Source organism: Streptomyces sp. NPDC048254, from assembly GCF_043201895.1.
Classification (GTDB): Bacteria; Actinomycetota; Actinomycetes; order Streptomycetales; family Streptomycetaceae; genus Streptomyces.
Genome location: NZ_JBICZJ010000008.1, coordinates 63,586 through 79,718, shown reverse-complemented (window position 1 = coordinate 79,718; position 16,133 = coordinate 63,586). Strand labels below are relative to the sequence as shown.

The 16,133-nt window shown below is 72.1% G+C and carries 10 protein-coding genes; 8 read left to right on the top strand and 2 right to left on the bottom strand.

Going from position 1 to position 16,133, the window contains the following annotated elements:
* Positions 1-248: 248 nt before the first annotated feature.
* A complete protein-coding gene (locus tag ACGFZQ_RS23110) occupies positions 249-1,745 on the top strand; it encodes an amino acid permease (RefSeq protein ID WP_393841877.1) in 1,497 nt (498 codons plus the stop codon).
* 72 nt (positions 1,746-1,817) lie between these two features.
* The gene (locus tag ACGFZQ_RS23105; RefSeq protein ID WP_393841876.1) at positions 1,818-3,266 is read left to right on the top strand and encodes an ArnT family glycosyltransferase; all 1,449 of its coding nucleotides are present in this window, start codon (positions 1,818-1,820) and stop codon (positions 3,264-3,266) included.
* A gap of 350 nt (positions 3,267-3,616) precedes the next feature.
* On the opposite strand, the gene ACGFZQ_RS23100 is transcribed toward ACGFZQ_RS23105, so the two are convergent.
* Positions 3,617-3,988 carry an NTP pyrophosphohydrolase gene (locus ACGFZQ_RS23100; protein ID WP_351728978.1) on the bottom strand — a complete coding sequence of 124 codons (372 nt, stop codon included), beginning with the start codon at positions 3,986-3,988 and terminating at the stop codon, positions 3,617-3,619.
* 65 nt (positions 3,989-4,053) lie between these two features.
* Between ACGFZQ_RS23100 and ACGFZQ_RS23095 the strand changes: the two genes are divergently transcribed.
* Positions 4,054-5,070 carry a hypothetical protein gene (locus ACGFZQ_RS23095; RefSeq protein ID WP_393841875.1) on the top strand — a complete coding sequence of 339 codons (1,017 nt, stop codon included), beginning with the start codon at positions 4,054-4,056 and terminating at the stop codon, positions 5,068-5,070.
* Positions 5,071-5,077: 7 nt separating this feature from the next.
* Here the strand turns inward: ACGFZQ_RS23095 and ACGFZQ_RS23090 are convergent, their stop codons facing one another.
* Complete coding sequence (locus tag ACGFZQ_RS23090) at positions 5,078-6,181, bottom strand: LCP family protein (RefSeq protein WP_393841874.1); 1,104 nt, start codon at positions 6,179-6,181, stop codon at positions 5,078-5,080.
* A 184-nt stretch (positions 6,182-6,365) separates the two neighbouring features.
* Between ACGFZQ_RS23090 and galE the strand changes: the two genes are divergently transcribed.
* From galE to ACGFZQ_RS23065, 5 genes are all read left to right on the top strand, one after another.
* The gene (gene galE / locus ACGFZQ_RS23085) at positions 6,366-7,352 is read left to right on the top strand and encodes a UDP-glucose 4-epimerase GalE (protein ID WP_382538247.1); all 987 of its coding nucleotides are present in this window, start codon (positions 6,366-6,368) and stop codon (positions 7,350-7,352) included.
* The gene (locus ACGFZQ_RS23080; protein WP_393841873.1) at positions 7,352-8,452 is read left to right on the top strand and encodes a hypothetical protein; all 1,101 of its coding nucleotides are present in this window, start codon (positions 7,352-7,354) and stop codon (positions 8,450-8,452) included. The genes galE and ACGFZQ_RS23080 overlap by 1 nt, the downstream gene beginning before the upstream one ends.
* A 37-nt stretch (positions 8,453-8,489) precedes the next feature.
* Positions 8,490-10,061, top strand: a complete 1,572-nt coding sequence (locus ACGFZQ_RS23075) for a hypothetical protein (RefSeq protein ID WP_393841872.1) — start codon at positions 8,490-8,492, stop codon at positions 10,059-10,061.
* Between the two features lie 289 nt (positions 10,062-10,350).
* Positions 10,351-11,580 carry a CDP-alcohol phosphatidyltransferase family protein gene (locus ACGFZQ_RS23070; protein WP_393841871.1) on the top strand — a complete coding sequence of 410 codons (1,230 nt, stop codon included), beginning with the start codon at positions 10,351-10,353 and terminating at the stop codon, positions 11,578-11,580.
* On the top strand, positions 11,577-16,079 hold the full coding sequence (locus ACGFZQ_RS23065) for a glycosyltransferase (RefSeq protein ID WP_393841870.1): 4,503 nt from the start codon (positions 11,577-11,579) through the stop codon (positions 16,077-16,079). Before ACGFZQ_RS23070 ends, ACGFZQ_RS23065 begins: the two co-directional genes overlap by 4 nt.
* Positions 16,080-16,133 lie beyond the last annotated feature (54 nt).

Here is a 16,133-nt window from a genome sequence, read left to right as displayed (position 1 = left end):
ACGTCCTGGCCGAGGCGCGCCCCTTCAGGGGCGCGGGGCTGTATCGATGTGCGGCTCCGCCGCGTGGGCGCGACCAGGCCCCACCGGGCCGGCAGCCCCCGACGAAACCCAAACCACCCCAACGGGTCGGTCTCCCCACACCTCCAAGTGGCGAGACCGACCCATCTGCGTGAACCTGCCCTTGCCGGGGCATACGCACCCCCGGCCCTCTCGATCATGTCGAGGACGACAAACGTGGGAGGTAGGCAGTGGCCAGTACGCTCTTCAGGACCAAGAACGTCGAACAGTCCCTCAAGGACACCGAAGAACCGGAGCACGCGCTCAGGAAGTCCCTGTCGGCCCTGGACCTCACGGTCTTCGGCGTGGGTGTCATCATCGGCACCGGCATCTTCGTCCTGACCGGCACGGCCGCCAAGAACACCGCCGGCCCCGCCGTCGCCCTGTCCTTCGTCGTCGCCGGCGTCGTCTGCGGGCTCGCCGCGCTCTGCTACGCCGAGTTCGCCTCCACCGTCCCGGTGGCCGGCTCCGCGTACACCTTCTCGTACGCCTCGCTCGGCGAGTTCCCCGCGTGGATCATCGGCTGGGACCTGGTGCTGGAGCTGGCGCTGGGCACGGCGGTGGTCGCCGTCGGCTGGTCGGGGTACATCCACTCGCTCCTCGACAACGCGGGCTGGCAGCTGCCCGAGTACCTCAGCGGCCGGGACGGCGCCCACGGCTTCGGCTTCGACATCCTCGCCGCCGCCCTGGTCCTCGTCCTCACCGCAATCCTGGTCGTCGGCATGAAGCTCTCCGCCCGGGTCACCTCGGTCGTCGTCGCCATCAAGGTGGCCGTCGTCCTGGTCGTCATCATCGCGGGCGCCTTCTTCATCCACAGCGGCAACTACGAGCCGTTCATCCCGAAGGAGCAACCGGTCCCGGCGGGCGGCAACCTCAAGGCCCCGCTGATCCAGCTGATGTTCGGCTGGGCGCCCTCCAACTTCGGTGTGATGGGCATCTTCACCGCCGCGTCCGTCGTCTTCTTCGCCTTCATCGGCTTCGACGTCGTCGCCACCGCCGCCGAGGAGACCCGCAACCCCCAGCGGGACGTGCCGCGCGGCATCATCGGCTCCCTGATCATCTGCACCGCGCTGTACGTCGCCGTGGCGATCGTGGTGACCGGCATGCAGAAGTACAGCGAGCTCTCCGTGGACGCCCCGCTGGCCGACGCGTTCAAGGCCACCGGGCACCCCTGGTTCGCGGGCCTGATCAGCTTCGGCGCGGCCGTGGGCCTGACCACCGTGTGCATGATCCTGCTGCTCGGCCAGTCCCGGGTGTTCTTCGCGATGAGCCGGGACGGGCTGCTGCCCCGGTTCTTCTCGCACACCCACCCGAGGTTCCGCACCCCGTACCGGCCGACCATCCTGCTGGGCGTCGTCATCGCGATCGTCGCCGGCTTCACCAGCCTCAGCGAACTCGCCGAGCTGGTGAACATCGGCACCCTCTTCGCCTTCATCATCGTCGCGATCAGCGTGATCATCCTGCGCAACTCCCGGCCCGACCTGGAGCGCTCCTTCCGCACCCCGTGGGTACCGGCGCTGCCGATCGTCTCCGTGCTGGCCTCGCTGTGGCTGATGCTCAACCTGCCGGCCGAGACCTGGCTGCGGTTCGCCATCTGGATGGTCATCGGCTTCGTCGTCTACTTCCTCTACGGCCGCTCGCACAGCCGCCTCGCCGGACAGCAGCGGACCCCCACCGACGCTCCGTAATCATCAGGCTCGCCACTCCGGCCCCGTATGTCCCGTCCAGGTGGGACTGCGGGGCCGGATAGCGTGCTCCCCATGCTTGTCGCCCCTCTTGTCCCGTCACGGTCCGTGGTCGTACGAAAGGGGTACTGGCCGCGGCTGCTGCCGCTGCTCGCCGTGCTGGCCTGCGTCACCCGGATGCCGTCCTTCCGCCGGCCGCTGTGGAACCCGGACGAGGGCTTTCTCGCCGTACAGGCGCGCATACTGGCGCGCGGCGGCCAGCTGTACGAGACGGTCGTGGACCGCAAGCCGCCGCTGCTGCCCTGGCTGTACGAAGGGGCGTTCGCGGTCTTCGGATCCGGGTCGCTCACCCCGGTCCGGGTGCTCGCCGTGCTCGCGCAGCTGGCCACCGCCGTACTGCTCGCGTCGATCGCCCGACGGCGGTGGGGCGACCGTGCGGGCCGTACCGCCGGGGCGCTGTATCTGCTGGTCTCCGTGGGGCTCAACCCCGAGGACGCGCAGGCGGCCACCTTCGAGGTGTTCATGCTGCCCGCCACGGCCGCCGCGATGTGGTGCGCCGACCGCCGCCGCTGGGGCGCCGCCGGAGCCGCCGTCGCCTGCGCCTTACTCACCAAGCAGACCGGCGGCGCGGTCCTGCTGCCGGTGGTCTATCTCCTCAACCGGTACGGCGGCCCGCGCGCCGGTCTGCTCCGGCTGGCGGCCGGCGTCGCCCTGCCCGTACTGGGCGTGGCCCTGCTCACCGACCCCGCCGGCTTCGCCTTCTGGACGGTCACCGGCTCCGGCGCCTACGCCTCCTTCACCGGCTCCGAACTCCACGTCCTCGCACGGGCGTTGACCAACACCGCGATTCTCGCCGCGGCCTGCGCCGGGCTGCTGCCGCCGGTCGCCCGCGCCCTGCGCATCGCCCGGACCGGCGCCGCCGACCTGTGGCTGTGGCTGGCCTCGTCGGCGGCCGCCGTCACCCTCGGCTTCCACTTCTTCGGCCACTACTTCCTGCAACTCACCCCGCCGCTCGCCCTGCTGGCCACGGCCGCGCTGCAGATCCTGCCCAGGGAGCGCGCCTCGGCCGCGATCCGTACCTCGGCCTGTGTCTGCGTCCTGTTCCTGACCTGGGGACTCCTGGCCCCGCGGCCCGAACTCGCGCACGCCCAGCGGCTCGCGCTGGCTCTCGCCCACCGCACCGACCCCGGCGACCGGGTGCTGGTCTGGGGGATACACCCGGAGACGTACTGGCTCGCCGACCGCACCCCCGCCACCCGCTATCTCACCGCCGGCCTCCTCACCAACTTCAGCGGCGGCCGCGACGGTCCGCAGGTCGGCGAGAAGTACGCGGTCCAGGGCACCTGGCCGGTCTTCCGCGCCGAGCTGGCCGACCGGGCACCGGCCCTGGTGATCGACGACTCCCGGGGCAAGCCGTACGGCCCCGACCGAGTCCCCACCCTGCGCCGCCTGCTCGCGGCCGGCTACGAACAGGTGGACGAGGTGGACGGGGCGGTGCTGTACGCACGGATGCCGGCGGAGTAGGACCGGGGAACGAAAGGCGCGGGGGCCGGTTCTGCGGTGCGGGGGGTGTGGCTGGACCCGGCTCGGCTCGACGGAGTGGCAGGTGTGGGCGAGTCCGGTTCCGCGGTGCGGCGGGTCCGGTTCCGCGGTGCGGTGGCTGTGGACGGGGCCGACTTGACGGAGTGGCAGGTGTGGGCGAGTCCGGTTCCGCGGTGCGGTGGGTGTGGCTGGGCCCGGCTTGGCGGAGTGGCAGGCGCAAGCGGGCCCGGTTCCGCGGTGCGGTGGGTGTGGCCGAGTCCGACTTGACGGAGTGGCGGGTGTGGGTGACCGGTTCCACGGTGCGGCGGACGTGGTCTCGGCGCGGTGTCGGTTCAGTGGAGCAGTGCGCTCGGGCCGATTACCTCGGCGCCCAACTCCGTTACTCTGCGCCGGAGTTCGCGGTCGGCGGTGATGACGAGGCGGGGGCGGCCGGGGTCCTCGGCGGTCAGTTCGACGATCCGGTCGTCGCCGCTGCCGGACGCCGGCTCCACCCGTACCCCGGGCACCGACTCCACCCCGCGGGCCGCGCCCTCGACGACGAGCACCAGTTCCACCGGGGTCGGGTGGCCGGGCAGGCCCCGCTCGGCCAGCCGGTCGCGCAGCCGCTCGGCGGCCCCCTTGCGGTCCCGCCACCAGCCGTCCGGCCGCGACCCGACGACGTTCGCGCCGTCGACGATCACCAGCAGGGGAGCTTCGTCTTCCATGCCCCCAGCCTCGCACGCCGGGGGCCCGGGCCACTGCCCCGAAGGGCCCCGCTTAGAGTGAAGCGGTGAACGGCGACTGGCTCCTCCGCGGCCGTGACGGCCGGCTCAGTGTCTATCTGCCGTCGGGCGACGCCGTGCTGTGCCGGGCGGAACGCGGCCCCGGCGGTCCCTGGGGCACCCCCCGGACGATGGGCGGCGACCAGCGGCTGCACCCCGGTTTCTCGGTGGGTCAGGGCGTCAACGGATACGCCCACCTGGTCGCCTGGCGGCCCACGGTGAAGGGCGAGTCGGGGCTGGTCCACTCCACCCACTACCGTCCGCGCCTGGCCGCCCTGGACTGGCAGCCGATCGGCCACCCGAGCAAGAAGGGCGACGTCACCGGCGCCCCGGCCGTCGCCGTGGACGCGCAGGGCCGTGCCCATGTCTTCGTCCGCAACCGGGGGCGCGGGGTGAGCATGGTCGCCCAGAAGGAGAAGGGCGGCTGGGAGCCCTGGCGCGATCTGAAGGGCCGGCTGGTCGAGGACGGGCTGGCGGCGGTGACCGGTGAGTCGGGGCGGGTGGAGGTGTACGCGGCGGTACCGGGCGGGATCGTGTACTGGCGGCAGGAGGAGGCGGGGAAGCCGCCCGTGCTGCTGGAGGCACTGGAGACCCCGGTCCGTCCGGGCACCCTCACCGCCCTCGCGACCTCCCCCGGGAGCACGACCCTCTACTACAGCGACGAGGCCGGCGACCTGTGCGCCTGGCGTCCCGGCGGCAAACCGTACACCCTGCTGACCTCCGCCGGGCCCGGCCCGGTCGCCGCGGTCCGCTGCGAACTCGACGGGTACGACTGCACCCTGCTCGCCCAGCGCTCGGCGAGCGGCCGGGTGGCCTTCGCCGCGTACCCCACGGAGGACGAGCGGGCCGGTGCCTGGTGGACCGAGTCGGGGCCGCAGCTCCCGGCCGACGCGACGGTCGCCCTGACCACGGACGAGGACGACCGGGTCACCGCGGCGGCCCTGTCCCCGTCCACCGGGCAGCTCCTGCTCACCCGCCGCAAGGACGAACCGGGGCTCGCGCTCGAGGCCTGGCGCGAGGCCTGACGAACCGTCAACTGCCGCCGGTGGCCGGGGACTTCTTGGTCGACTCGGGGACCGTGGCGTCGGCGCGGATCGCCTTCCAGAGGGTCGAGGCCTGCGGCTCGGCGGCCACCACGCGGTTCGGGTCGACCTTGTCGTACGCCACCGGGAGCATGATCGTCTCCATGGTGGAGGGGTTGACGCCGTTCAGGCTGCGGCCGAACTCCGCGAGCTTGGTGAGCGAGGCGAGTTCGGAGTCGGTGGTGAGCGCGGCGGTCAGCTTGTCGGCGATCTTGTACGCCTTGACCGGGCTGCCCAGCAGGTCCTGCTTCTGGATCTCCGCGAGCAGGGCGATCATGAACTGCTGCTGGAGGCCGATGCGGCCGAGGTCGCTGCCGTCGCCGATGCCGTGCCGGGTGCGGACGAACTGCAGGGACTCGGTGCCGTCCAGCCGGTGGGTGCCCTCGGTGAGGTCGAGGCCGCTGGAGGAGTCGTGGATGTCCTGGTCGACGGTGACGGTCACCCCGCCTATCGCGTCCACCAGGTCCTTGAAGCCGGCGAAGTCGACCTCGACGTAGTGGTCCATGCGGACCCCGGACATCTGCTCCACCGTCTTGACCACGCAGGCGGGACCGACCTGGGAGTAGATGGAGTTGAACATCACACGCTGTGCGGAGGCGACCGTGGAACCGTGCGGACTGGTGCACTTCGGGCGGGTCACCAGGGTGTCGCGGGGGATGCTGACCGCGACGGCCTGCTTGCGGCCCTCGGGTATGTGCATCACCAGCGCGGTGTCCGAACGGGCCCCGGAGACCGTTCCGGTGTTCAGCTTCGCGTTGGCGCCGGCCCGTGAGTCCGAGCCGAGGATCAGTATGTTCTGTCCCGAAGTGGGCAGTTTCTCCGGGCGGTCGTCGCCGATCGCCCTGTCGATGTCGACGCCCTTGATGTTGCCGTCGATGCCGCTGTAGAGCCAGTAGGCGGTGCCCCCTCCGGCGGCGACCAGGACGGCCAGTGAGGCCAGGATCCAGCGGCCCCTGCGGCGCCCGCCGGTGCGCTCGCGCTTGCGGCCTCGCCCGCCGCCGCGCCCGGGGGCCGCGTCGGAGTCGCTGAGCTGGGGCGTCGGGACATGACTCATCCTGCTTCGAATCCTCAAAGTTCGTGCCCCGGCGGGGCGGTGCTGTGGCGTGAGGACTCGGGTGGGGGGAGGCCGGTCCGGTGGTGCTGCCCGGTCGAAACCGCACAAGGGGCGGACGACCGCACGATCATGCACAACCCGTGATGTATTTGTAAACAGCAGCCAAAGAATTAGTATGCGCGCCATGACGTGGCTGATAACAGGCGGTGCCGGCTTCATCGGCGCCCATGTCGTCCGCGCGATGCTCACCGCCGGTGAGCGCGTCGCGGTGTACGACGACCTCTCGACGGGCGACCCCGCCCGCGTCCCCGACGGTACGACCTTCGTCAAGGGCTCGGTGCTCGACGGCACCCTCCTGCGGCGCACCCTGTCCGACCTCGGGATCGACGGCGTGGTCCACCTCGCGGCCAAGAAGCAGGTCGGGGAGTCGGTCGAACGGCCGCTGCACTACTACCGCGAGAACGTGCACGGCCTGGAGACCCTGCTGGAGGCCGCCGCCGGGACCGGCGTACGGCACTTCCTGTTCTCGTCCTCCGCCGCCGTGTACGGCATGCCCGACGTGGACCTGGTGACCGAGAACACCCCCTGCGCCCCGCTCAACCCGTACGGCGAGACCAAGCTGGCGGGGGAGTGGCTGGTGCGCGCCGCGGGCCGGGCGCACGGGATGACCACCGCCTGCCTGCGGTACTTCAACGTCGCCGGGGCGGCCGACGCGCACCTCGCGGACACGGGCGTCTCCAACCTCGTCCCGATGGTCTTCGAGAAGCTCACCGCAGGCAGCGCCCCCGTGATCTTCGGCGACGACTACGACACCCCGGACGGCACCTGCGTACGGGACTTCATCCACGTCGAGGACATCGCCGCCGCCCATCTCGCCGCCGCCCGCGCGCTGCCCGGCCGGGAGCCCGGCAGCGACCTGACGGTCAACATCGGGCGCGGGGAGGGGGTTTCCGTACGCGAGATGATCACGCTGATCGGCGAGGTCACCGGCTACGGCCCGGCGGCCGACCCGGTCCACGCGCCGCGCCGCGCCGGGGACCCGGCGCGGGTCGTCGCCTCGGCCGACCGCATCCGCGCCGAACTGGGCTGGACGGCCCGCCACGACGCCCGCACCATGGTCGCCTCGGCCTGGGCCGGCTGGTGCCGGCGCCATCCGGAGGCCCGCCGCTGATGGCCGGTTCCGTGCGCGACCGGGTCGCCGGGGTGCGGGCGGCCGGCGGAACCCCGGCGGCCCGCACGGTGCGGTCGGGACCCTGGCTGCTCACCGGGCACGACGGCAGGCTCATCGCCTACGCGCAGGTCGACGGCGCCGTGCTGCGCTGGACGGAGTCCCGCCCGGGCGGCCCCGACTGGCTGGGCCCGGACGTGCTGCCGGTCAAGAGCGTGACCGAACTCACCGTCGCCCAGGGCCGCAACCGCTACGCCCACCTCGTCGGCCGCCGGGCCCGCTCCACCGGGGACGCGCCGCCGGCCGTGGACCTGGTCTACGCGATCCAGTACCAGGCGGGCCGCCCGCTGAGCGAGTGGCGGTCCGCCGGCAACCCGCACGCCAAGCGGGAACGCACCGCCCAGATGGGCACCCCCGCCGCCGTCGTCGACACCTCGGGCGCCCTGCACATCCTCGTGGCCACGGCGGAGGGGCGGCTGGCCCTGCGGCGCGAGGACGCCCGGGGCCGCTGGGAGCCCTGGCTGGACCTCAGGGTCGCGGCCGTCCTCGACACCCCGGCCGCGGTGGCCACCGCCACCGGGCAGGTGCATGTCCTCGCCCCGACCCGCACCGGTGCCCTGACCTGGTGTCAGCCCGGGCCGGGCGCCGTACCGGAGCGGGGCGCCGACCTCGCCGTCGTACCGCTGCCCGGGTCGGCCTGCGGTCTGGAGACCTCGCCGGGCCGGATCACCTACTACCTCACCGACGCGGTGGGCGGCGGTGCCGTCGCCGTACGCCCCGGCTCCTGGCCGGTGCCGCTCGGCGGGAACCCGGGCGACGGACGGCACGCCGCGCTCGCCACCACCCTCGACGGCCACCCCTGCACGGTGCTGGCCCACCGCGACACCGAGGGCCGGCTCGTGCTGGGCGCGTGCGGTGCCGAGGAGGAGCACCACGGCGTCTGGTGGACCGACACCGGCACCGTCTGCCAGGGCGATCCCGTACTGGCCCGCGACGGCCTCGGACGGGTCGTGCTGCTGGCGCTGACCGAGGACGGCGGGCTCGCGCTGGCCCGCCAGGACGACGGCCCGGGGCTGAGCCTGGGCGACTGGAGCCTGCTGTGAGCGCGCGCGGCGACGGACACGAGAAGGACGTGAAGGCATGACGCGCAGGTCCGGCCGGACCGGGCCCGGACCCGCGGGCCATACCCCGGACGGCCGCGGGCACCTGGTCGCCGTCGTCGTACCGGAACCCCGGGACGCGGTGGCCGTGGTCGAACGGGAGGCGCCCGGCAGCGAGATCGCCGTGGTCTGCCTGCGGGCCGGCGGCAAGGACGGCCGGGCGGCCCTGGACCGGGCGCTCGCCGCCGCCGAGAGCCGGGGCTGCCGGGTGCGCGGCGGCCCCCGGGTGCTGGACACCGACCCCCGGCAGGCGCTGCCGGCCCTGCGGGAGGAACTGCGCGCACTCGATCCGGAACGGCTGCACACCCTCGACCCCGACCCCGTGCACACCGGCCTGGACGAGGCGAGCGGGATGCCCTCCCACGGGGTGCCGGACGCGCACGCCGAGACCGCGGCCGTCGCGCTCGCCGCGGCCCGGGCCCACCAGGCCGGGACGGGACGGCCGTTGTACGTCGACTGCCTGCGCGCCGAGCAGGGCCCGGGCGGTGACGGCGCCCCGCGCCACCCGGCGCCGGTGAACTGGCTCTCGGCCGGCTTCGACGGCCGGCTCACCGCCTTCTGGCCGACGGCCGCCGGCGTGGTGCGCTGGTACGAGGAGCTGCCCGGCGGCCGGTGGCGCGGCCCGGAGCTGCTGGAGGGACCGGAGCTGCTGCCCGGTCTGCTGGTGGTCCGCGATCCGCACGGGCTGCCCCATCTGCTCGGGCTGCGCAGGACCGCGCGCGGCGACGGCGGGGTGGACGTCGAGGTGGTGCACGCCGCCCAGTACCGCACCGGGCGACCGCTCACCCCCTGGCACTCGCTCGGCGGGCCGAACGCCGCCGCCTGGCGCAAGGGACGCGAAGTCGGCTTTCCCGCGGCCGCGTTCGACGCCGCCGGGGACCTCCTGGTCTTCGTGCGCAACTTCGGGCACAGCGTCAGTCACCGTCGCCGGTCGGCCGACGGCGAGTGGACGCCGTGGCGGCACCTGAGCGGGCTGCGCGTCGCCGACGACCTGGTCGCGGTGACCGCCGAGCACGGCGGGGTCGAGCTGTTCGCCCGGGCCCGGGACACCTCGGCCGTGCTCCGCTGGTGCCCGGCGGCGGACGGCACCTGGAGCGAGGACCGCACCCTGCCGTTCGCCGCACGGCCGGGCAGCCTGGCCCCGGCGGCCGAGCCGGGCGCGGTCCTCTTCCGCGACGCCGCCACCGGCCGCACCTGCTTCTGGCGGCCGGGCGCCCCCGGCCCCTACCCGCTCGACGACCCGGGGAGCGGCTCCGGCGCGCCGTCCGCGGCCCGGGGCGCCGAACTCGCGGGCTGGGGCTACTCCGTGCTGGTCGGCCGGGGTGCCGACGGGACCTGCTCGCTCGGCGCGCATCCCGCGGGCCGGCCGGACACGGGGGTGTGGTGGCAGGACGCCGGCGCACCCTCGTACGGCGCTCCGGCCGCGGCCGTCAGCCGTGCCGGACAGCTCGCCGTGGCGACCCGGATGCCCGGCGGGCGGCTGCTGGTGGCCCGCCGGGACGAGAGCCGGGACGGGCTGGTACTGGACGGCTGGCGCCCGGTGGGGGACTGAGCCCGGCCTGTCGAACTGCCAACCGGATGGCTGGATTCCCACCTTTTCCGACCCCTGCCCGAACCGTTCGCAAGCTCTGGGCCAAGTCTGTCCCAAGAGCGGCCCACGGTTCCCCGATGTGAAGATCGCAAATAGTTGTACGGGTTGCCTGTGATCAACGTCGCGGTCAATGGCAGGTCAATGCGCGTCGACACGTAAGTGAAGGATTGTTAAAGTTCGGGTCGCTTATGTGATTGGCCTGTGAAATCAGCAGGCCGATGTGTCCTGTTTAAGGGGTGACTGGGGGGTTATGGCCAGGCTTTCGCTGCGGGCTGTCCAAAAACTGACCTGCAAGAAACGAGACGCCTGGTGGACGGTCTTCCTCGTCGACCCCGTCGCCACCCGACTGCTGCTCGTCGTCGCCCGCTTCCGGTTCATCACCCCGAACCGGGTCACCTGGGCGGCGCTGTTCATCGGCCTGGCCGCGGGCGGCTTCTTCCTGGAGGGCGACCGGCAGTCCCTGATCATCGGGGCGCTGCTCTACCACCTGAGCTTCATCCTCGACTGCATCGACGGCAAGCTGGCCCGCCTCAAGGGCAACGGCACCGTCTTCGGCGGCTGGCTCGACTACGTCTTCGACCGCATCCGGGTGCTGTTCTGCGCTCTCGCCCTGATGGGCGGCCAGTTCCTGCCGCACGACGACGAGCGCTACCTGGTGGCCGCCCTCGTCGTGGTCTTCCTCGACATGCTCCGCTACGTCGACGCGCTCCAGATCTACAAGATGCGCATGTCGATGCGGACCAGGATCGAGAAGGTCACCAGGACCCGCGCCGAGGCCGAGGCCGTTGCCGAAGCTGAGGCCGTCGCTGAGGCCGAGGCTGTGCAGAAACGTTCCGCCAATGAGCGGGAGACCCCCGGCGGCCCACCGGTCGTCTTCATGGAGGACCTGCTCCGCGACAACCCCCACACCCCCGCCGAGACCCTCCGCGCCGAGGCCGGCACCGGCAACGTCGTCGACCTGCACGAGCAGTTCCGCGGCCAGTTCCCCTGGTACACCCGGATCCGCCGGGCCATGCTGCGCACCCGGATCCGCCCGCACCTCATCAGCGGCATCGAGTTCCAGATGTTCGTCTTCATCATCGGCCCGCTGATCGGCCAGATCCTGTGGACCACCGCCGTCTCGGCCGCCCTGCTGCTGCTCTTCGAACTCGTCATCATGTACAAGTTCTGGCTCTCCACCCGTGACTTCACCAAGGTCATGGAGGAGCTCAGCCCCGCCTCCGGCGCCACCGGCACCATCGCCCCGCAGCTGCACCGGGGCCGCCACCGCCGCGCCGCGGCCGACGCCCTGCTCGCCGACGAGCGTTACCGGGCCCCGGCGCCGGAGGACGACCCCTTCTTCCAGCCGTACCCGAAGCCCAACACCGTGCTCGACGGGCTCCCGCACATCCCCGCACCGCACGGCGACACCATGCCCCTCACCCAGATCGGAAGGGGTGCGGCCCGCAGGATCCCGGCGGGCCGGGAGGAGTACCGATGAGACCCGGAGCAGAGACCACCCATGCCGAGTACGACGGCGGCAACTTCCGGGTCACCGTCGTCATCCCCGCCCACAACGCGGCCACCACGATCGGCAAGGCGCTCCAGTCGGCCCTGAACCAGACCTACGAGCCGGTCGAGGTGATCGTCGTCGACGACGCCTCCACCGACGGCACCATCGAGGTCGTCGCGAGCTTCGCGGGCACCGACCCCCGGGTCCGGGTGCTGCGCCGCAAGGAGAACAGCGGCGGCGTCGGCGCCCCGCGCAACTGGGGCATCGCCCAGGCCGAGGGCCGCTGGGTGACGTTCCTGGACGCGGACGACGAACTCCCGCCCCGCGCCTGCGAACGGCTGGTCGCGAGCGCCCTGGAGACCGGCAGTGACATCACCGCCGGCCAGGCCGTCCGGGTCAACCGGGCCACCGGCGACACCGAGCCCTGGGCGCCCGAGGTCTACGCGATGGGCCGTACCGTCTCCGGTCTGGAGGAGTTCCCGCTCCTGCTCTCCGACCCGATCGCCGCCGCCAAGCTCTACAGCGTGGAGTTCCTGCGCTCCTGCGGCGTCTGGTTCCCCGAGGGCGTGTTCTACGAGGACACCTACTTCTCCACCGTCGCCGGCTGCCTCGCCCGGGGCATCACGGTGATCACCGAGCCCGTCTACCGCTGGATGTGGGAGCCGGACGGCACCTCCATCACCGGCCGCACCGGCGAACTGCGCAGCATCACCGACCGGATCGCGGTGCACCGGGCCACCGACCGGTTCCTGCTGGAGCGCGGGCTGTGGCAGCTGAAGGTGCGCAAGGACGCCAAGTTCCTCACCCACGACCTGCGCCTGTACATGCGCGCCCTCGCCGAGGGCGACGCCGGGTTCCAGCAGCGCTTCGCCGACATCGTCAGCTCCTACCTGTTCTCGCTCAGCGAGGAGGCCTTCGGGCTGTGCGGCCCGGTCGACCGGGTGCGCGCCTACTTCCTGATGTACGAGGAGATCGAGGCCGCCCTCACCACGCTGGACTACACCCAGCGCAAGAGCGTCTTCTCCTCCCACCTCGTCGAGGAGGACGGCCGGGTCTACTGGTCCGCCGACCATCTGCACCTGCCCGACGCCCGCCGCATGCTGGACGTCACCGAACTGGGCCTGGCCGCCGCCCCGGTCACCCAGCTCCCGCTGTTCGCCCAGCTCACCGGCTGGCGGGTGGCGCGCACCGAGCTGTCGTACACCGGTGAACTGGTCAACCGCTTCGGCCGGATCGCCCCCGGCGACCCGGTCTCCCTCTCCCTGGCGGTCCGCAACCGGCACACCAAGAAGGACGTGGTCGTCCCGGTCGGCAAGGTCGCGGTCGGCGAGCGCCTGCTGACCTTCGAGGGCAGCGCCGACCTGGTGAAGCTGCTCGGCGACGACCTCGCCGACAGCACGGTGTGGAACGTCTCGGTGATCGTCGAGTGGAAGCGCAGCCGCTCCCGCTCCGCGCTCAACGTCCGCGACATCACCCTGGACGGCCTCTCCTTCGACCGGGACGGCGAGGAGTACGAGGGCTACCGCACCGTCAGCGGCAACCTCGCCCTGCGCTCCGCCACCGCGGGCCGGCACACCTTCGAGACCGAGCAGAACGACCCGAACGCCCCCTGGATGTGGTGGCGCGACCGCGTCCACCCGCCGATCGGGCAGCTCACCGGCCCCTTCCAGCTCGCCGTCGTCGTCCCCTGCTACAACGTGGCCAAGTACCTCGACGACTGCCTCGGCTCCCTCGCCGCCCAGCGCGGCTTCGCCGAGACCCAGGTGATCCTGGTCGACGACGGCGCCACCGACGAGACGCCCCGGATGCTGGAGCGGTTCGCCGCCCACTACGCCAACGTCACCGTCGTCCACCAGCCCAACGGCGGCCTTGGCAACGCCCGCAACACCGGCCTGGACCGGGTCGTCGCGCCGTACGTCACCTTCCTCGACTCCGACGACATCCTCGGCGAGGACGCCCTCGCCGCGCTGCTCGAAGCCGCCCACCGCGACGGCTCCGAGGTCGTCATGGGCGACCTCGTCAACTTCCCCGACCGGCCCTACGGCCCCTGGAAGGACTACTTCGGGCAGGGCGACCGGCTGGTCACCGACTTCGCCGAGATCCCCGACATGATCTTCAGCGGCTCGGCCTGCAACAAGCTCTTCGGTACCGCCCTGCTGCGCCGGCTCGGCCTGCGCTTCGGCGAGGGCGTGCACTTCGAGGACGCCTGGCTGACCCTGCCCGCCATGCTCCGCGCCGGCTCGCTGAGCATCGTGGACCGGCCCGTCTACTGGTACCGGGGCCGCCCCGACGGCTCGTCCATCATGGACTCGCTGTGGAGCAAGCCCGCCAACTACCGCGACCACCTGCGGCTCAACCACTTCCTGCTGCACTACAGCGCCGAGGAAGGCCCGGAGATCCGCCGGATGTTCCAGCGCTACGCCACCCGCACCTACAAGGGCTTCCTGTGCAACGCCCGGAACGTGATGGGCCGTTCGCAGCTCGCCGAGATGTTCCCGGACCTCCACCGGCACTACGCGCAGATCCCCGACGACGTCATCACCGAGTTCGTCACCAGCCCCGCCCAGCAGCTCGACCACTACGCGGCCCGCACCGGCAACTTCGAGCTGTTCGCCGACCCCGAACCGGCCCTCGCCGCGGCCCCGCCGGTCGTGGAGATCGACGACGACGGCTTCTACCGCACCTTCCCCGGTGGCCGGCTGCACAGCGGCGCGGCCCGGGTCAAGGACCCCAACGTGGTGGTGGAGAGCGTCCGCACCCGGGGTGACGTGCTGGTCCTGGAGGGCTGCATGGCCTTCCCGGGCCTGGACCTCGGCGGCCCGATGGGCAACCGCCTCGAACTCGTCCACCAGGTCCGCGACACCAAGGTCACCGTCCCGCTGACCCAGGTCTACCGCCGCGACCTGAGCAACGCGCGGGGCGGCCGGGACCTGTACGCCGGCTGGTACGCGGAGCTCCCCGCCGCCCGGCTCGCCGAGACCGGCTTCGGGGTCGGCGACTTCCGGCTGCGGGTGCACCGCCCGGACGGCACCCGGCACCGCAACGTCGTCATGAAGGCCCGCCTCGCCCTGCACCGCCTCAAGGGCCCGGGCAAGGTCGGCCGGTACCCCTACATGCTGACCATCGGCGCCCAGGACGCCCTGCATCTGCGGCTGGTCGCCCCCGGCCGCACCGCCCGCCTCAGGCACGCGATGTGGCGGGCCGGCCGCGAACTGCGCATCCTGCGCACCCGCAACCCCGGCTGGCGGATGCGCCTCGCCTACTGGCTGACCTATCCCTTCCTCAACGGCAAGGAGATCTGGCTGGTCGGCGAGCGCTCCGACACCGCGCAGGACAACTCGTACCACTTCTTCAAGTGGGCCCGGATCCACCGCAAGCGCCGCAACGTGTACTACGTCATCGACGCGGCCTCGGCCGACCACGCCAAGGTCGCCCCGTACGGGAACGTCCTGAAGCTGGGCTCCTTCAAGCACCGCATGTACCTGCTCCATGCGACCAAGCTCATCGGCTCCTACGACTCCGAGTCCTACCTCGTCCCCGAGGGCTACAAGAAGGCGCTCTTCCTGCACCGCTTCGGCGAACTGGTCAGATACCAGCGGGTGTTCCTCCAGCACGGCGTCACCTACAACGACGTGACCTCGGGCGCCGACCAGCGCATCGCGAGCTACGACCTACTGGTCACCGCCGGCCGCCAGGAGCGCGACTTCATGGCCCAGGAGGCCGGTTACGGCGACCGCGCCCAGCCGGTCGGCTTCCCGCGCTTCGACGCCCTCCAGCGCGAACGCCGCGACAAGCCGCGCATCCTGCTGATGCCCACCTGGCGGCAGTGGATCGTCACCGCGTCCTACAAGAAGTCCACCGGACCGGCGAGGACCAGCTTCACCCAGTCCGAGTACTACCGCTTCTACAAGACGCTGCTCTCCGACCCCCGCCTCGGCCGGGCCCTGGACCACTTCGGCGTGGACCTCGAATTCTTCCCGCACTACGAGATCCGCCCCTACCTGCACACCTTCCAGTTCTCCTCGCCGTCCATCCAGGTCGCCGACCCGCACACCCGCAACGTGCAGCAGGCGATGAAGGAGTGCTCGCTGATGGTCACCGACTACTCGTCGGTGTTCTTCGACGTGGCCTACATGGGCATCCCGCTGGTCTACGTCCCCTTCGACGAGGAGGACTTCTACGGCCGGCACTACAAGCGCGGCTACTTCAACCTCGCCGAGGACGGCTTCGGCCCGGTCTGCCGGACCGTCGACCAGGCCGTCGACGAGATCATCGCCGCCATCGCCCGCGACTTCACCGTCCAGCCCGAACACCGGGCCCGGGTCGAGGAGTTCTTCGTGCACCGCGGCGGCGGCAACTGCGAACGCGTCTTCGACGCCATCGACGCCCTGGGCACCGACTCCGCCGCCGCACTGGCCCCCGGACGCCCGGTCGGCGCCCTCCCGGCCCCGCTGCCCACCCTCGCCGAGTGGATCGACGCGGCCTGACCCGTTCCACGGCATGCGAAAGGGGGCCTCCGCGGATCGCGGAGGCCCCCTTCT